Here is an 18,246-nt window from a genome sequence, read left to right as displayed (position 1 = left end):
CTCTCTCATTATTCAAAACAAACAAATTAATTTAAAAATCTTGGTATATAGTTTCCATTGTAGAAGCGTCTTAAATACTCCCCAGTCCTACGGTCATACACATTAAAATATTTCCAATCTCTAAACTTGGAACTATCAAGCCACTTGCTGAACCTGTATAAATCGTGCACATATTGCATTTTGAACACTCCAAAGGCTCCGAAAACTATACACGAATAATCATTTTTATGGCTCATTACTCAACACCTTTAATCTCCTCTTCTGCGTCATACAACAGGAAAGGTCCAGTACCTGCATAATGATACTCTTGTCCTGGCTCTAATTCGCAAACTGCATGACTATACGCGTCCGATACATCAAGATAGACCCCAACAAATTTACTAGTACTATTTCTAAAGTGATATCCGTTTTTATTCTTCGTTACAACAAAACCATCATAAAAAGTTCCAACATTATAACTTAACAAAATCGCTGAATTTGAATCATATCCATCTATAAAATTTGGTAAATCTTTCACAGGTTCTCCGTCCAATGGTATCAACCTTTTATAAATAACATAATCAGACTTGTCAATCAAATAACGCTTAAATGCATTAGCGGTATAAAAATATGGACCTACTTGATAATAACAATTATCCGATAAATCAATTGTAGAAACCTCTCGACACAAAAGCTCACTCCTAAACTTTCTATTATCAATAACTATCACACAATCACTCATCTTTTTTATCTTTTAAATCTTTAATTTTCTTTTTTGCAAAGCTATACGCAAAATCAAGCACAATAGCCAATAAACTTGCTAGAAGCGGTTTTAGCTCATCAAACGAAACCGCCCCCGTAAATCCTAATATACTATAAATCTTTGTCCTATCTACAAAATTTGTCATATCTCTTTATTTTTTGTTTAACTCAATTGTTCAAAACCCCCATTACTATCAAGCTGAATATTTGAAACCTGCGCCTTTACATATCCCAACAAATCTATATAATGCCCATGCTCAACAAGATATTCTTTTTCCCCATCATTATAACTCTGAATTACACGTGTAGTTTCACCATATAAATTTAATACCCTGCAATGCCCAGTTGATGGCATTCTAAATAGAGCAAGTCCACCCATGCCAGTTATTTTAACTTTCTCGGGCTCCTCACAATCATAATGAAATTTTACAGGAACTTCACTTATTTGGTTGCAATTATTTTTCTTCTCAAGCAACTTCTTTCTAATTTCTTCTTGTTCTTTACGCTTTCTTTCTTCCTGCTCCCTTCTCTTTTCTTCCTCACATTCAGAACAAAAATCATTTGCCTGCTCCTCCTGCAGTTTTTTAACCACATCACTTTTTACTGGTATTTTTCCCTTCTGTTTTTCTGATTGCATCATATCATCAACTTTTTGACTAAATGCTTTTTCATTTCTCACTGCAGAACCGCCTTTTGCAAAAACCTTATCAAACTTTGGTTTTTCTACTTTGGGCAAACTCACAGGTTCCTTGAATTTATTTGTATCCAGTGGCAACAAGGAATTATCTCCTGTGCTTACTTTCTCCTTTATACTCGTCTTTTTGGTCAATCTAAATAATAGATAGATTATTAAAAAGATGAATAACCAAAACTTAATTTTTCTTTTTTCTCGCTGTGTCATAACCTATTTTTTTAAATAAGAATTAAAAACATTTTCAAACTTTTGAGCATAAGAGGCTATATCTTTTGCTCTATCTGTAGAATTAACAACCCTTCTTGCATTGTAATAATCTGTTTTATTTTCATTACAATAAAGCTTTAAAGAAACACCCGTTAAATTATTAGGTTTATCAGCCATCATCATTTTTATGGTCATTAAAGCATTTAAACGCTTATCATTTACTATTAAATCTGGATTTGACAAAACATCTACACCAGAAAACTCTTTAAACTTAGTATATAAATGCCTACCAGTCCACTGGCAATATCCACGACCAAAAAAACGAGCTCCATCACCTTTATATTTATTACTTAAATTCTTTCTTCTACTAGCTGGATTATAACACCAAGATTGTACGCCATACTTCCACTCCATGTACACAGCCTTTTCAGCACTAACACCAAATGTATCTGCAATCTTCAAAAACTCGTTAAACTCCCTTAATTTATCCCCTTTAAGCGTTTTCTTCAAAACAGAAATTTTATCATTATAACGCTCACGCAATAAACTAAATTGACCCATTTCATGATATGCTGTAGCCATTATATAAGATGCTTGATTTATCAACAAATCACCACTTTTAATTTGATTTATTAATATATCAAACAAAGTATAACCCCAATCAGCATATGAATTATATCCTTTGGCAAATCTCAATCCATTAGGTACTAAAAGCATAGATAAAACACTTTTAGTCTCACTCTCTGTATTTGGAATATCAACGCCCACTAGTTCCAATTCTCCAAACTCAACTTTAGACTTTGGTTTTGATATTTTATAAGCCCACCAACTTCCAGCTAGCAGGGCAATTGCTTTTAAATATGTCATTTTTTATCTCTTCTTTTATTTCTTCTCTTATTGCCCATATAACGATTTATTAAATTTATCCAAAACCTTTTGCCACTCTGGGTGAAGCTTTGGTTTTGGTGCGGGTATCTTAGGTTGATTATTTAACTTTGGACTTGGTGCGGAGCTCTTAGGTTGATTGTTTAACTTTGGTTTTGTCTTAATTGGAACAATACTTTTCCCCAACTCTATCCCATATTCCAATGGAGTTTTAAACGTTCTTACACCATGTGTAACATAATAAGGGTCAAAGGATCCAACCGAAAAAAACATTTTAAACATTTCAGACCAAAATCTAAAATTTGTCTTCACAAACTGTTCTGTAGTTTTTTCCTTTAAAACCAAAGGCTTTGCATCCTCCATTTTTTGTTTAACAACAGTTACAACTCTATTAAATCTACGAACTAACAAAAATATTATAAAAGCTATCAGCGATAACGCCAATAGCTTACTATTCTTCATCAAATCACTTAAAAACTTCATCCTTTAAAACTATCTTTAATGTGGTCCTTCAACACATCTGATAACATAATCATTCCAATGTAAACCACTGCAATTAAAACACTTGTAATTAATTTACTTGTCATCTCTCAATATTTTACCACATATGTTCCTTATCCGTAGGAACACCCGCAAGTTCTTCTTCATTCAAGTACTCTGGCTCGTTACCCTCCACATCATCAAAGAGTGTATCTATCTCTTTTTTTGCCTCGTGCGCATGATGCAAACATATTTTTGCACATTGTACATACTTCAATAACAACGGCAATGATTTAAATAATCCTTTCAATTGTTTAAACATAACTTATCTAGTTTTAATTTGTCCGAAATATCCACCATTAGGTGCTTTAGTTGAAATTACCATTCCCAGCTTTTGCAAATACACTTTTCCAGTATTCACATTGAAACTTGCTATTTCTAAAACCTTTGCGCCAGTCTTTTTATAGAAAGCCTCAAACATCATAGTTATAAATCTATTTCCAGTGTTTGGAGACTCTGAACGCACACTCTTAGAGTTTTCAAATGCTTTAACAGTTATCATACCTCTTTGCTTTGAATAATTCCAAGCCGTAACATAAAACCTTCCATTCTTGGATTGTCCAGCTTTAGCCCCAGAATGTTTTTTAGGTTGTCTCTGATTATTATAACCTCGGTCATAACCTCGGTTAAAATTAGGGTTGGGATTTCCACCCCAACCATTACTATATCCATTATTATACGCCATTTCTATACTTTTTTAGTTAATAATTACCAGCCTCTTCTTTTTCCTTTGATTTTAATCCAGCCCATGTACACGGATAAAATCACTGCTCCCAATCCTAAAACCAAAAAGGTCGCAATACTTGTCCCTGCACCATTACCACTTAATGGCTTTAGTAAAAACTATCAACTTTTGTTATTAATTCTTTCATCTTTATTTTGTTTTTAAATGTTATTTTTTCTTTGTTAATAAATAAATCAATGCCCCTCCTAGTAATAAATACAAAATGTTATTGTCATTTCGCCCAACATGTCCAGTAGCTTTTCCATATACCTCCCCGTCTGTTACCGCAGGATACGCACCTTCTGTAGGCATTCCTGTTTTAAGTGTTTGATCCTTACTAGGTCTGTAATCCGATGAACCTGCTTGGCTATCTGCTTGTCTTTCAGCATCTGTTTTTTCTCTAAAGAATGGCACGCGCAAAACTTCCTTACTCACGGCATCCCCTCTTGAAGTGTCACGGAATGGGAAATTTAAGTTTACATCAGTTCCTTTTGGATATTCTTTATCACCAACATAGGCAAACTTAGTCTGATACTCCTTAAGCAATCTCCCGTAAGCCTCAGTTATCATAGCCGCCAATGCTTCAGTTCCTTTTCTCGTACAATCCTTTCCCCATGGAAAACCAGAAGCGCAGACTTTTAAATAAAGTAACGCCTTATTAAAATTGTCAGCACTGGCTACCTTAGTAAACCCAGATTGTTCAATAATCCATTCAACGATTGTGGTTCCTTCTTTCATCGCTCTACTAGGCGACCAGCTCGAGCCCCAACAATGCAAATCAAAGCCGTTTGCCAAAACGCTATCTAACCCCCCAGTTATCTTACTTAATACACCGCCTACTATCTTTCCTCCAAATTGACCAAGAGAGGAGCCGGAGGCGTTACCGCCCCCCACACTTCCAATTAAACTACTTACCGCTGTTACTGCTCCAATCATTTCAATATTATTTTGCGTCTAACAAATAGAATGTAAATTCTTCTCCTACATTTTTATACACTGCTAAGGTGTATAAGCCTGTTAAATCCAATGCAGGTAATTTCGATAACTCATCAATCCTTGCATTTTTTGCATAATCAAGTTGTAGTTGCGAAATCCTTGTTTTGCCCTGTGCATTGATAACTTGCAATTCATTTGGTGTCTTTTCAGCTACCAAATAATCAAATGCTAATACATCAACATCCTTTACAGATATATTTTGGTCAAGCTTCACTTGTTGCACATAAATAGGCTCTGCACTTCCAATAGCCTCAAATGTTTCTGCAGTTACATTCTGTGCTTGTCCACCCGATACATGGAACTCAATGTAAGTTTTGTCACCTAATGGCAAACTTCCAGATTTAGAAAAAGGAATTACCGCTACTTTGTCGCTACCAATTGTTGTTTGCAATTTAACAAAATGAACGCCCAACAATTCTGTAAATAGCTTAACGCTCATCTTTGGCACCAAAACCTTTTTAGTAAAGGTTTCATCTACTAGGTAAGACTCAATTTGCACCTGTCCGAAATCGGTACTTGAATTACCTTTTAAAATCAAACCCGCTGCACTTTCCTTAACTTCCAGCACCTCGGTTGCTTTTGCTAATGTTACTCTCATTTTTATATCTTATTTTAAATTTCTGAAACAAAGATATTAAGCATGCAAAAGCACTTTTTAAAATCTAGCGATTTTTACCACTTTTAAGCGATTTATACCAATTTTTGACACTAATCATCAAAATATTTTTTTACGAGCTTTAGCGTTAGATATTTCTTTTTATAGTGGCTTAAAATATCTTTTTTTATCATGCGTGCAGTGGAATAGCTTACGCCTAAATAATTAGCTAGCTCCTTAGCACTAATTATTTGCAAGTTCTGTGTATTGTTTTTCATAAATTAATTGGATTAACTGGTCTAAATTTATACTCAAATCGGTATCTAATAACTGTCTTATGGCTTTATTATAAATTTTTAAATGCTCGTTTAATTTTTTATATCCCTTGCGGATCATCTGATATACTTTACCTTTATACAACTCTACAAATTGAATAGCAGTAGGCACATACTCCAATTTTCCCCGCAAGTGGTTTAACTCCTCTAAATAACTGCTAACTTCAAAATTTAAATAATTGAGTTTTTTTACCTTATTTGATGCGCCCCACACCGCACCAATTACTGGGCGTTTATTTTCTTCTTGCTTTAATAGATATTTCACCACATACGCAACTATATTTCGTTTACTCTTTGGCGTTTCAATTTTAGTACTTGGGGGATTGCTCCAACCCATTTTTTTATTACGCTGGTAAGCTAGTATGCAGTCTTTTTCTGATTTATAATTTTTTGAATACTTAGCCATATATTCTTTAGCCGTTAAGCGGTTCATCTTTTCAGAATATCTATCAACATAACCATATTTATTTATATACTGGTTCCATATGCGCTGAATATCCTCACGAGGGATTTGCGTATCAATCAAAACATGAAAATGAATATTTCCATTCTTCTGCGTCTCCGCTTTCCAGAGATAATTTTTTAAACCATAGACCTTTTTTAAATGGTCAAGATACTTAGCAAGTATTTTACGCAACACTCTATCATGGTGCTTTTGGGCACTGGGCAAGGTCAAGGTTACAAAAGATAAATATTTGTCCTTGTTTGATTTAGTTGCGTCAGCAAATAAAATAGCATACTTTTTTATATTCCTTACTTGAGTATCCGAGAGCGTTCCTAAATCCTTTAAAACATGCCCTTTCTCATTATACACTTCTTGTTGTTTCTCCTTATACAACTCAACACACTTTTCAGCATATTTAACAATTGAACCAAACTCTGAAATATCATCTAGTGCGTTTAACTCATCTAATTCTGTTTTTTCCTTGTTTAGATTTTGGCGTAAAGTAGGAGCATAGCCTACTTCGTAATTTCGTAAATCCATCACATAACTATAATGCAATAGGCTAGTAGGTCTAAGCTGAACCTTTTCACACAAATAATAATTATTAACCTCTTGATATTGTCGCATTTACAGGGATTTTTGCCGTTAGATTTTACCGATACTTGAGACGAGCCCACTCAAAAGCCTATCGGCTTTCTATAAAAAAATCGGTTTCTTCTTTTTTCACAGCCACACGATGATATAAAATATCCTTAGGTTTAAAAGTTATCCACGAACGACCAGAAAATAATACCTCAATATTATTTTCTTGTTTCAACACCTGTACTACAATACCATATTCATATATGTACTGCTTAGGTTCTAAATGATTTACGGGAATGGGTACAAACTTCTGTACTACCAAAAAAGGTCTGATTTCTTCTCTTTGCATACGCTTTTAGTTTTAAATTATTTAAGCGTTGCATTTGTGTTTTGAATGTAGGATTTAAAAGTTTTAAGCTAAAAAAAGCATAAAATCCCTATTTTTTATTACCTTTATGGATTCAACCATTAAATCCAAACTATGATACATTTTAAAATAGGTGATAAAGTAAAAGTAATCGATGATAATCTCAGCGGCACTGTAACCAAAGTGAACGAAAACGAAATCACCATTGAGACCGATTTTGGTTTTGAGATGCTCTACGAACCTAAAGAGCTTCTGCCCGATGTAGGAATGGAAGAAGAAATTGAATTTTCTTCACCAAAAACTACTCCCCAAAAAGAAACTAAAAAATTAGCCTCTAAAAAGAAAAAGGTAGAAAAAGTTTTTGATCCTCGTGCAAAAATGCCAGAAATCAAAACTGAAAAGGAAAAGGTTGCTAAAAAGCCAAAAAAAATCAGAAAGCCACCTTTGGAAATTGATTTGCATTATGCCCAATTAGAAAACTACGACCGATTATTGGCAAAAAACTTGATTTTAGCCCGCCAAATGAACTCTTTAAAGAAAAGAGTGGAAAGAGCAAGAGAGCATGGCTACGATCGTGTCGTGATCATCCACGGAAAAGGAGAAGGAATCCTAGAAACTGAAGTAAAAAAATGGCTAAACGAAATGGGATATCATTTTTACGATGCCGATTTCCAACGATACAAATTAGGGGCAACAGAAGTGGAATTGCCTAAATTCTAATTTTCATAAAAAAAATCAAAGCATAAAAAAAACGGATGGTTCCCATAAAAAACCATCCGTTTTTAAGTTATGTATTAAATAAAATTATTCTGGTACAATGTCGAAAGAAATTTCAGTTTGTACACTTCTGTGAGGTTTCACGATAGCTGTGTAAGAACCTAATCTCTTGATGTTTCTACCTAAGATAGATACATGTTTACGTTCAACATTCACACCTTTTTGGTTCAACAAATCAGTTAAATCTGCGTTGTTTACAGAACCGAAAAGTTTATCACCCTCTCCCACTTTAGCAGCAATTACTAATTCAAGACCTTTAACAGCCTCAATAATTTTATTAGCCTCTGCGATAAGTGCTTCTTCGTGTGCTTTTCTATCTTCTAAAACTTTGTTTAATTCCTCAATATTTTTAGGAGTAGCTAATTTAGCCAAACCTTGAGGGATTAAAAAGTTTCTTCCGTAACCCGGTTTTACTGAAACTACTTCAAACTCAAAACCTAAGTTTTCTACGTCTTTTGTTAAAATTACTTGCATTTTAGTTTCTTATTTTGGGTTATTTTAATAAATCTGTTTCAAATGGTAATAAAGCTAAATGGCGAGCTCTTTTAATAGCTTGAGCCACTTTTCTTTGGTATTTCAAAGAAGTACCAGTATATCTTCTTGGTAAAATTTTACCTTGCTCGTTCACAAATTGTAGTAAGAAATCTGGATCTTTATAATCTACATATTTGATTCCGAATTTTTTAAATCTACAGAACATTTCAGTAGATTGAGTTTCAATATCGATTGGAGTTAAATAACGGATTTCTGATTCACCGCCTTGCTCTACTTGTTTTGCTAATTCATCAATTGCCATAGTTGTATTTTTTATTTGTTAGACGATGCTTTTTGTTTTCTTCTGTCTTCTGCCCACTCAATTCCGTGTTTGTCTAATTTCACGGTTAAGTAACGCAATACACGCTCGTCGCGTTTAAACATCAACTCTAGGTCTGCTACCACATTTCCTTCTCCTTTCCATTCGATTAGGTGGTAGAATCCGTTTCTTTTCAATTGAATTGGGTAAGCTAATTTGCGTAGTCCCCAGTTTTCTTGGTGTACAATCTCTGTACCTCTTTCCTTTAGGAAGTTTTCAACTTTTTTAACTGCTTCCTCCACCTGAGAATCAGACAGAACGGGAGTTAAAATGAAAACAGTTTCGTAATGATTCATTTTAATATGATTTTTAAATTGGGTGGCAAATATAGAAATTATTTTTGGTTTTGCCTTATTTTAAACAAAAAATTTTACATTTAAACGCTTGAAAATCATTTTTCGGTATAATTTTCCGCATCGCTTAATACCAAAAATACAAAAAAACAATTTCATTCAGCAAAAATATCTACCTTTGTTCTTTCTTAAAAAATCTAACTTTAAAAATGGGCATTATTGCACGGCAAAGTATTAAATATTCCCTTGTAGGCTACCTAGGTTTTGCTCTGGGAACACTTGCCGTAATCTTTATATTTCCCAATGATTTAGACTTTTACGGGAAATTACGCTATGTGCTCTCTACGGCAGAAATGTTTTTGCCCTGCGTGGTGCTTGGCGTGTCGTTTTCTAATGTGAAATTCTTTTATGACGCACAAAAAGTGGGCAAACACCAGAATTTTTTATGGGTGAGCCTTCTGAGCATGATTTTTAGTTTTTCGCTATTTACGATTTTATTTTTTGTAGCGAATTGGCTTTTTCCTAGCATCAAAGAATCGGCGGTGTGGGAAATGAAATCTCTGATTTTGCCTTTGATTTTGATTTTAGCATTAAATGCTATTTTCAATAAATATATATCTAATTTTAAGCGAATTGCAATTCCTAATATTTTTGAAAATTTATTTCCTAAAATTGCGAATATCGGTGCTTTTTCGTTGTTTTTCTATTTTGGTTTAAAAGAAAAAATAGCGTATTCGTTTTTTATTGGAATGTTTGCTTTTTCGCTTTTATGCTATGTTTGGTATGCGCACCGATTAGAAAAACTCCAGCCTGACTTTAGTCTTAATTATTTAAAAATCAATCAACTCTGGAAAAAAGTTATAAATTATAGTTTATACGGATTTCTGGGCAACATTGGGCATTATGTAGCGTTGCGCGTAGATAATTTTATGATTGGTGAACTCATCGGGTTTGAATCCAACGGGGTGTATAGCATTATTTTAGCGATTTTATCGTTTATGATGATTCCACAAATGGGGATCAACAGCATTTCTGCACCAATCATCAATCAACATTTAGAAGAAAAAAATTATTCTGAACTTAACCAATTTTATAGAGACAGTTCGTTTCAATTATTCTTTCAAGGTTTAGTGATTTTTTCCTGTATTCTAGTTGGATTTCCCTACCTCACAGAACTGATCAAAAATGGCGACAAACTGCTCGCAGCCTCTCCTATTCTGTGGGTTTTGGGCGGTGCCATGCTCTTTGATCTAGCGACGGGCTTTAATGGGCACATTATTTCGCTTTCCAAATACTACCGAATCAATATTGTGATTATGTTGCTTTTGGCAATGCTCACGATTAGTTTGAATTTAATTTTTATTAAAGTTTTTAATTTAGGGCTTCTAGGCGTTGCGATGGCAACAGCGGTATCGCTCACGGTGTTTAATTTAATCAAAATCACTTTCAATTGGGTGAAGTTTGGCGTATTCCCTTTGAGTCGAAAAATGCTGAGTTCACTTCTTTTAATAGGTTCGGCTTTTTCTATTGCCTACCTCCTACCCGAGAGCCATTATTTCTGGATCAATTTAATTTATAAACCTCTGGTTTTAATCATCTTGACAATTATCGGAAATCAAATTTTCGGTATTTTTCCTTTGGTTGAATATCTCAACAAATTTCGCAATAAGAAACTTTAGGATAAAAAAAATTGCCCCGAAGATAGTCGAGGCACTAAATGTTTTCACAACGGAATAATCCTTATTGTGATTTGCTTTTAAGTTCTTGGTGCAAAGGTAAAAACTTTTTTTAAAACCACAAAAATATTTTTTTTGATAAAATTAAAATTATTTTCATAAATTTATCACCTCAACCATTATAGATTATAAATATCATGAACACTATTCTAGGATTAGACCTTGGAACCAACAGTATTGGATGGGCTTTAATCAAAGTTCTAAATGACAAAACTAGATTACCTTTAGAAATTATAGATCTCGGTGTTGTTGTGATACCTACAGATCAAAGAACTTTAGACAAATTTTCAAAAGGCGAATCTATCTCTAAAACAGCTGAAAGAACAAAACAAAAAGGTGTAAGAAAGTTATATGAAAGAAAAAAGCTAAGAAGAGAAAGATTGCATAGGGTATTAAATATTTTAGGTTTTTTGCCTGAACATTATTCTAAAAAAATTGATTTCAAAAAACATTTAGGACAATTTTTTGGTAATTCTCAACCAAAAATTTCATATGTAGAAAATGACCACGGAAAACATGAATTTATTTTCATGGATAGTTACAGAGAAATGTTAAAAGAATTTTCAAAACACAATATTAAAAATGTACCATATGATTGGACGATTTACTACTTACGAAAGAAAGCCTTATCTCAAAAAATCTCAAAAGAAGAACTTGCTTGGGTTATTTTAAATTTCAATAAAAAAAGAGGTTATTATCAATTTAGAGATGATAATGCTGATGAAAACAAGGAAAATAAAATTGAGAAATACTATGCTCTAAAGGTCACTAATGTAAAAAAAGAAGATGCTCAAAATTATACTATTACTCTAGAAAATGGATGGATTTATAAAAATAAAAGCAAAATATCTTTATTAGATTGGGTTGGCAGCACAAAAGAATTTATTTCAACAGAAAAATTTGATAATAAAGGAAATATAATTAAGAAGAAAAATGGTGAAGATGATAGAACTTTAAAATTAGTTGATTCAGAAAAAGATTGGATTGCTATTAAAAAAAGTACGGAAGATAGAATTGAAAATTACGGAAAGACAGTTGGAACATATCTTTATGAACATTTATTAAAGGATCCTAACCAAAAATTAAATGGAGAACTTATAAACATTATAGATAGAAAGTTTTACAAAAATGAACTAAAACAAATTTTAGAGAAACAAAAGGAATTCCACCCTGAGCTACTAAATGAAGATTTATTCCAAAAATCCATCATTGAATTATATCCAAAAAATAGTACAAGACAAAAAGAACTTAAAAATAAAGATTTATGTTATTTACTCATTGATGATGTAATTTACTATCAAAGAGATCTTAAAAAGAAAAACTCCACAATAAACAAATGTAGCTTTGAAAGTCGAGAATATTATTTGAACGGAGAAAAACAAATTCAAAAAATAAATTGCATTGCAAAGAGCAAACCTCTATATCAAGAATTCAGAACATTACAATTTATCAAGAATTTAAAAGTTTATGAAATTATTGATGGGCTTGAGAAAGATATCACAAGTAAGTTATTACCTGATTTTGAAACAAAAGAACATTTTTTTGAATGGTTAAACGATAAAGAGAAAATAGATCAACTTCAATTATTATCCTACAAATGTTTTGACTTGCATGACAATGTTAAAAATGATCTAATAGCAAAAGGTATCAAAAGGCCTACAGAAAAAGCAATTAGAACTGAACTTCTTGAAAAATACAGATGGAATTATTCAAAAGACAACGATAGAAATTTCTTATTAAATGAGACTCGTTTTAAAATTTTAAAATATCTAAAAAAAGTTGACAAAAAACTCACATTAACGAATGAACAAATTGAAAGTCTATGGCTTTTGCTCTATTCTGCAAAAGATGAAAGAGAATTAAAAAATGGTCTTCAAAAATTCTCAGAAAAAAATAAATTACCTAAAAAATTCTCAGATATCTTTATCTCATTTCCTCCTTTCAAAAAGGAATATGGTGCGTATTCTGAAAAGGCATTGAAAAAATTACTTAGTTTAGTTCGATTTGGGAAATATTGGTCTTTTAACAAAATTGACAATAATATTCAAAATAAGATTATGAACATACTTAACGGAGAAGTGGACGATAGCATCTCTGACAGAGTACGAGAAAAAACAATCTTATTACAAGATAAAAATGATTTCCAAGATTTACCATTATGGCTAGCTTCATATGTTGCTTATAATAGATTTTCTGAGGTTTCGGAAATTAAATATTGGGACTCTCCCGATAAAATAGAATTTTTAAAACAGCACTCTATTGGAAATCCAATCGTAGAAAAAATAATCAACGAAACATTGAAGTTAATTAAAGATATATGGGTCATACACGGAAAAAGTTGTAAAAATTTCTTCTCTGAAATACATATTGAACTTAGTAGGGAAATAAAATCTAGTTCAAAAAAAAGAGCTCAAATAACTAACAACAATACAAAGAATCAAAAATTAAACAATTTAATTAAATCACTACTTATAGAGATGGCCAGCGATACTAAGTATGAGAATGTAACTCCTTATTCTCCATCTCAACAAGAAATTTTAAAAATCTATGACGAAGGTATTTACTCAAAAGAGGAAAACTCTGAAAAAATTAAGGAAATAAATAAAATTAGAAACAACAATAAAATATCTAAGTCTGATATTACAAAATACAAACTCTGGCTAGAACAAGGCTATATATCACCTTACACGGGTAAAATTATTCCCTTAACTAAACTTTTCACTGCAAAGTACCAAAAAGAACACATAATACCTCAAACTAAATTCTTTGATGATAGTTTTAATAATAAAGTAATATGTGAAGCTGAAGTAAACAAACTAAAAGACAACTCACTAGCTATGAATTTCATAAAAGCTAAGGGAGGAAAAGCCGTTAAACTATCTGATGGAGAAACGGTTACGATCCTCAATCAAGAGGAATATAAACAACTCGTGAGGACATCTTTCAAAAAGAATTCTATAAAATTGAGAAACTTACTTTTGGAAGAAATTCCAGACACATTCACTAAAAGACAACTTAATGACACTAAATATATATCAAAACTTGTATTATCATTGTTATCTAACATTGTTAGAGAAAAAGGAGAGCTTGAAAGTACCGCTAAAAGAATAGTAAGTACAAATGGCCAAATAACATCTATACTTAGAAACGATTGGGGGCTAAACAATATCTGGAACAAATTGATAACTCCAAGATTTGAAAGGTTAAACAATATTAATAAAAATAAAATTTATGGTAATTGGGAAAACAAAAAAGGAAAAAATGTATTTCAAATAAATTACTTAAACGACAATTTATCAACTCTAAACACCAAAAGAATTGATCATAGACATCATGCCTTGGATGCACTTATTGTAGCATGTACCACGAGAAATCATATAAACTTTTTAAATAATCAATATGCAAAAAGTAGAAATCAACGACATGATTTACGCGCTAAATTAAAAAGAAGAGAAACTATTACAACTGAGGGAAGTAAAAAACAGGTTTTTAAAGATTTTATAAAACCATGGGAATCATTTACCCAAGATGCACTTAAAAAGCTTGAAACGACAATTGTAAACTTTAAAGTAAATAAACGAATTATAAATAAAACAATTAATTGGTACAAAAAATGGGAAAAACAAAAAGATGGTACTTACAAAAAGATTCAAAAAAAGCAAACAAAGGGAGATGCATGGGCTATTAGAAAGCCATTACATATCGATACAATCTATGGCATTGTATGCAAAAAATTGCCTTTAAAATCTGCTTTAGAAAATTACAAAAATATTATTGACGAAAATTTAAAACATAAAATTAAAGAACTTAAAGAAGTAAATAAATTCGACAATAACCAAATTATAAATTTTTTCAAAGAGTGTAATTTTATTTTTGAGGACAATAACATTCAAAAAGTTGAAGTTTACGATTTTAAAGATAATAGAGACAAAACTATTTTATCATCATCTAGACAATTGATCGACGAAAGCTTTACACCTAAAAAAATAGGAAAAGTTTTAGATCCAACTATCAGGAATATTTTATTAAAACATTTAAATAGCACCAAATACAATAATAAATTTGATTCAGATGGCAACCCAATCAAACCAGAAAAACTTGCTTTTTCACCTGAAGGCTTAAAAGATTTAAACAAAAACATTAAACACTTAAATAATAACAAAGAACACCAACCAATCAAAAGAGTAAAATTATTTGAAACATTGGGAAATAAAATTAAGGTTGGCTACACTCAACAAAAAAACAAAAAATTTGCAGAGACCGCAACAGGAACAAATCTTTTTTTAGGAATTTATTCTGACAACAACAAAAGAGATTTTAAAACAATACCTTTAATTCTAGCTATACAAAGAGAAAAAGAAGGATTAAATCCATGTCCAGATACAGATGAAAAGGGAAATCAACTTTTATTTTCATTATCTCCAAACGAACTTGTTTTTGTTCCAAATAATGAAGAAAGAAAAAATCCGAATTTAGTTGATTTTGAAAATCTGAGTAAGGATCAGATTGATCGAATATACAAATTTGTAAGCTGTACTGGTAGTGAAGCTTATTTTGTTCCTTCAAGAACTGCAAAACCAATTATTGAAAACGAAAATGGAACAAATAATAAATCCCAAAGAATTATAGAATTTAACGAAAAGACATCTATAAAAAATGAAAAAAACGAGCCAGTTTTAATCAAAACTATTTGTTGGAAAATAGAAGTAAATCGTTTAGGAAAAATTATTAAAGTTATTAAATAATGCTCAAAAGAACACTTTTTTTCGGTAATCCAGCTTATCTTTCCACACGGAATGAGCAGCTCGTCGTTCGGTTTCCAGAAAAAGAAAAACCTGAACGCACTTTGCCTATTGAAGATCTCGGCGTCATTGTTCTTGAGCATCCTCAAATCACCATTACATGTGGATTATTGAGCAAACTTAGTTTAAACAAAGTCCTCGTCGTTCAATGTGATGCCCAGCATATGCCCGCTAGCGTATTTCAACCGCTTAGCGGGCATACGCTTTTTTCTGAGCGACTGAAAAATCAGCTTGACATGAGCCTACCGCTTAAGAAAAATTTATGGCAACAGACGGTGCAAGCCAAAATCACCAACCAAGCAATGCATTTAGAGAAAAATAATATTGATGCTCGAAAATTACGAAGATGGATCCAAGAAGTGAAAAGTGGTGATGGAGAAAATCACGAAGCTTATGCAGCGGCCTATTATTTTCAAAACATTTTCCCGATTGAGGATTTTTCTCGCAACCAAAAAGGCATTCCGCCCAATCATTGGCTAAATTATGGATACGCCATATTAAGAGCCGTCACAGCACGAGCCATTACGGCAAGCGGGCTTCTCCCCGCTTTGGGCATTTTTCATAAAAATAAATACAACGCATTTTGCCTTGCAGATGATCTTATGGAACCTTATCGCCCTTTTGTCGATCAATTAATCAACCAAATGCTTGCTAACTTTGAGTTAACCGAAGAACTGACAACAACTCACAAAGCGGAATTACTAAAAATTCCTAGCCTAGATGTTGTTATAGATGGCAAAAAAAGCCCTCTCATGGTTGCCATGAGCCACACAACAAGTAGTTTCTATGAATGTATAGAAGGCTCTAGAAGAAAAATCGCTTATCCTGAATTTTGCTAAACCTATGGAAGAACTTTTCACTCGCTTAAACCAATATCGCTCTATGTGGATTCTTGTATCATTTGACCTGCCTACGGAAACCAAGCTCGACCGTAAAAGAGCTAGCAAATTTAGAAAACAATTGCTAGAAGATGGATTCTCTATGTTTCAATTTTCAATTTATATGCGATTCTGTTCAAGCCGAGAAAACACAGAAGTGCACATAAAGCGAGTAAAAGACATTTTACCCAAACATGGGCGTGTAGCCATTTTTAGAATCACCGACAAACAGTTCGGTATGACAGAAATATTCCATAGTACCAAAGAGGTGGAAAAACCACCCATGTACCAGCAATTGGAACTTTTCTAGAATTAAAAAAATTATCAAAAATTTACTTCAAATAAAAAAAGGTTGCAGATTTCTATAATCCTAGCAACCTTTTCAACTTTTTGATTTACAAGCAAAAACAAGAAGTATCTTGTGATTACTCACACAAAAATAAGAACTTGAAAGCAAATCACAACCCTTGCTACCACGATATAATTAAATATCGTCTTGTGATTACTCACACAAAAATAAGAACTTGAAAGCAAATCACAACTTGTTCTTTTAATTTAGCTTGTGCTTTCTCCTTGTGATTACTCACACAAAAATAAGAACTTGAAAGCAAATCACAACGTATGAGGTTATTAATTAATCGAGAAGATCTTGTGATTACTCACACAAAAATAAGAACTTGAAAGCAAATCACAACAACTCTCTCTTGCAGTAATATCCCCCTATACTTGTGATTACTCACACAAAAATAAGAACTTGAAAGCAAATCACAACCAGTCTTCCATCACTTTGCTCTTTTAGATTCTTGTGATTACTCACACAAAAATAAGAACTTGAAAGCAAATCACAACTAAATAGTCTAAACGAATCTTTTCAAGTTTCTTGTGATTACTCACACAAAAATAAGAACTTGAAAGCAAATCACAACTAGGACCAGATTTAAACACTTCATCTGTTTCTTGTGATTACTCACACAAAAATAAGAACTTGAAAGCAAATCACAACCCTGCGCTGTGGCTAAATCTTTTGCGTGTTCTTGTGATTACTCACACAAAAATAAGAACTTGAAAGCAAATCACAACTGTTGTAAGTCCACTCGCAGGGAATGCCACTTGTGATTACTCACACAAAAATAAGAACTTGAAAGCAAATCACAACACATAAACATCCGTCACATTCTGACCATTTCTTGTGATTACTCACACAAAAATAAGAACTTGAAAGCAAATCACAACGGTGTTGGTTATCACCAATTAAGAAATTGCTTGTGATTACTCACACAAAAATAAGAACTTGAAAGCAAATCACAACTATGTGCGTTAACTTAGCTTCTGAAATTTCTTGTGATTACTCACACAAAAATAAGAACTTGAAAGCAAATCACAACGAAATTCCTCGTCAGCTTCAAATTCTATAACTTGTGATTACTCACACAAAAATAAGAACTTGAAAGCAAATCACAACCCATTTTTAATCTATTTTAATTTACATAAACTTGTGATTACTCACACAAAAATAAGAACTTGAAAGCAAATCACAACTAACCTAAGTTTAATCCTGTGATCCCTTCGCTTGTGATTACTCACACAAAAATAAGAACTTGAAAGCAAATCACAACTAGATATTGTTTAGCCGTTAAGCGGTTCATCTTGTGATTACTCACACAAAAATAATAATTTGAGACCTAATTACAACACCCTACCCCATCTCCTTGCCTTGCATCGACTTGTGATTACTCACACAAAAAAACCCGTAGTGCATTATAAAAAAGGTTGCCCATGAGCCTAAAGAAAAGTAA

General features: G+C 32.4%; 20 protein-coding genes and 1 CRISPR repeat array. Of the genes, 5 read left to right on the top strand and 15 right to left on the bottom strand.

All coding sequences use genetic code 11. From position 1 onward, the window contains the following. Window positions 1–26 precede the first annotated feature (26 nt). From ORNRH_RS12030 to ORNRH_RS10510, 12 genes are all read right to left on the bottom strand, one after another. Window positions 27–236 carry a hypothetical protein gene (locus ORNRH_RS12030; protein ID WP_014790266.1) on the bottom strand — a complete coding sequence of 70 codons (210 nt, stop codon included), beginning with the start codon at window positions 234–236 and terminating at the stop codon, window positions 27–29. Next, window positions 236–721 (bottom strand): hypothetical protein, encoded by a 486-nt coding sequence (locus tag ORNRH_RS10555; RefSeq protein ID WP_014790265.1) that lies wholly within the window; start codon window positions 719–721, stop codon window positions 236–238. The genes ORNRH_RS12030 and ORNRH_RS10555 overlap by 1 nt, the downstream gene beginning before the upstream one ends. Further along, on the bottom strand, window positions 714–887 hold the full coding sequence (locus ORNRH_RS12380; protein WP_014790229.1) for a hypothetical protein: 174 nt from the start codon (window positions 885–887) through the stop codon (window positions 714–716). The genes ORNRH_RS10555 and ORNRH_RS12380 overlap by 8 nt, the downstream gene beginning before the upstream one ends. 17 nt (window positions 888–904) lie before the next feature. Next, window positions 905–1,642, bottom strand: a complete 738-nt coding sequence (locus ORNRH_RS12425) for a hypothetical protein (RefSeq protein ID WP_014790264.1) — start codon at window positions 1,640–1,642, stop codon at window positions 905–907. Between the two features lie 3 nt (window positions 1,643–1,645). After that, window positions 1,646–2,509 carry a hypothetical protein gene (locus ORNRH_RS11725; RefSeq protein WP_014791825.1) on the bottom strand — a complete coding sequence of 288 codons (864 nt, stop codon included), beginning with the start codon at window positions 2,507–2,509 and terminating at the stop codon, window positions 1,646–1,648. Window positions 2,510–2,536: 27 nt separating this feature from the next. Further along, on the bottom strand, window positions 2,537–3,010 hold the full coding sequence (locus tag ORNRH_RS10540; RefSeq protein WP_014790226.1) for a hypothetical protein: 474 nt from the start codon (window positions 3,008–3,010) through the stop codon (window positions 2,537–2,539). A 115-nt stretch (window positions 3,011–3,125) separates the two neighbouring features. Next, the gene (locus ORNRH_RS10535; RefSeq protein ID WP_014790225.1) at window positions 3,126–3,329 is read right to left on the bottom strand and encodes a hypothetical protein; all 204 of its coding nucleotides are present in this window, start codon (window positions 3,327–3,329) and stop codon (window positions 3,126–3,128) included. 3 nt (window positions 3,330–3,332) lie between these two features. Further along, on the bottom strand, window positions 3,333–3,752 hold the full coding sequence (locus ORNRH_RS10530) for a hypothetical protein (RefSeq protein ID WP_014790224.1): 420 nt from the start codon (window positions 3,750–3,752) through the stop codon (window positions 3,333–3,335). A 207-nt stretch (window positions 3,753–3,959) separates the two neighbouring features. Beyond that, entirely contained in the window at window positions 3,960–4,727 is a 768-nt protein-coding gene (locus ORNRH_RS10525) for a hypothetical protein (RefSeq protein WP_014790222.1), read from the bottom strand. Between the two features lie 7 nt (window positions 4,728–4,734). Then, window positions 4,735–5,385: a hypothetical protein gene (locus ORNRH_RS10520; RefSeq protein ID WP_014790221.1), complete on the bottom strand. Its 651-nt coding sequence runs from the start codon at window positions 5,383–5,385 to the stop codon at window positions 4,735–4,737. A 240-nt stretch (window positions 5,386–5,625) separates the two neighbouring features. Continuing rightward, window positions 5,626–6,789 carry a rolling circle replication-associated protein gene (locus ORNRH_RS12220; RefSeq protein WP_014790259.1) on the bottom strand — a complete coding sequence of 388 codons (1,164 nt, stop codon included), beginning with the start codon at window positions 6,787–6,789 and terminating at the stop codon, window positions 5,626–5,628. Between the two features lie 58 nt (window positions 6,790–6,847). Further along, a complete protein-coding gene (locus ORNRH_RS10510; protein WP_014790218.1) occupies window positions 6,848–7,093 on the bottom strand; it encodes a hypothetical protein in 246 nt (81 codons plus the stop codon). Between the two features lie 132 nt (window positions 7,094–7,225). Between ORNRH_RS10510 and ORNRH_RS10505 the strand changes: the two genes are divergently transcribed. Next, on the top strand, window positions 7,226–7,831 hold the full coding sequence (locus ORNRH_RS10505) for a Smr/MutS family protein (protein ID WP_014791824.1): 606 nt from the start codon (window positions 7,226–7,228) through the stop codon (window positions 7,829–7,831). An 84-nt stretch (window positions 7,832–7,915) separates the two neighbouring features. Here the strand turns inward: ORNRH_RS10505 and rplI are convergent, their stop codons facing one another. Genes rplI through rpsF form a run of 3 tightly spaced genes read right to left on the bottom strand, consistent with a single transcriptional unit; the run spans window position 7,916 to window position 9,037 of the window. Then, the gene (gene rplI, locus ORNRH_RS10500; protein ID WP_014791823.1) at window positions 7,916–8,362 is read right to left on the bottom strand and encodes a 50S ribosomal protein L9; all 447 of its coding nucleotides are present in this window, start codon (window positions 8,360–8,362) and stop codon (window positions 7,916–7,918) included. A gap of 19 nt (window positions 8,363–8,381) precedes the next feature. After that, window positions 8,382–8,684, bottom strand: a complete 303-nt coding sequence (gene rpsR / locus ORNRH_RS10495; RefSeq protein WP_014791822.1) for a 30S ribosomal protein S18 — start codon at window positions 8,682–8,684, stop codon at window positions 8,382–8,384. Window positions 8,685–8,695: 11 nt separating this feature from the next. Continuing rightward, window positions 8,696–9,037: a 30S ribosomal protein S6 gene (gene rpsF, locus ORNRH_RS10490; protein WP_014791821.1), complete on the bottom strand. Its 342-nt coding sequence runs from the start codon at window positions 9,035–9,037 to the stop codon at window positions 8,696–8,698. A gap of 206 nt (window positions 9,038–9,243) precedes the next feature. Between rpsF and ORNRH_RS10485 the strand changes: the two genes are divergently transcribed. The 4 genes from ORNRH_RS10485 (at window position 9,244) to cas2 (ending at window position 16,760) form a co-directional block, all read left to right on the top strand. Next, a complete protein-coding gene (locus ORNRH_RS10485; RefSeq protein ID WP_014791820.1) occupies window positions 9,244–10,713 on the top strand; it encodes a lipopolysaccharide biosynthesis protein in 1,470 nt (489 codons plus the stop codon). A 194-nt stretch (window positions 10,714–10,907) separates the two neighbouring features. Then, window positions 10,908–15,515, top strand: coding sequence for a type II CRISPR RNA-guided endonuclease Cas9 (cas9, locus tag ORNRH_RS10480; protein WP_014791819.1), 4,608 nt, complete (start codon window positions 10,908–10,910; stop codon window positions 15,513–15,515). Beyond that, complete coding sequence (gene cas1 / locus ORNRH_RS10475; RefSeq protein ID WP_014791818.1) at window positions 15,515–16,411, top strand: type II CRISPR-associated endonuclease Cas1; 897 nt, start codon at window positions 15,515–15,517, stop codon at window positions 16,409–16,411. Before cas9 ends, cas1 begins: the two co-directional genes overlap by 1 nt. Window positions 16,412–16,415: 4 nt before the next feature. Next, entirely contained in the window at window positions 16,416–16,760 is a 345-nt protein-coding gene (gene cas2 / locus ORNRH_RS10470; protein ID WP_014791817.1) for a CRISPR-associated endonuclease Cas2, read from the top strand. Window positions 16,761–16,868: 108 nt separating this feature from the next. Continuing rightward, window positions 16,869–18,143: direct repeats of the CRISPR family, unit length 47 nt; unit sequence CTTGTGATTACTCACACAAAAATAAGAACTTGAAAGCAAATCACAAC. Window positions 18,144–18,246 lie beyond the last annotated feature (103 nt).

The organism is Ornithobacterium rhinotracheale DSM 15997, assembly GCF_000265465.1.
GTDB lineage: Bacteria > Bacteroidota > Bacteroidia > Flavobacteriales > Weeksellaceae > Ornithobacterium > Ornithobacterium rhinotracheale.
Note: the sequence above shows the minus strand (reverse complement) of the source record. Positions and strands in the feature narration are given on the sequence as shown.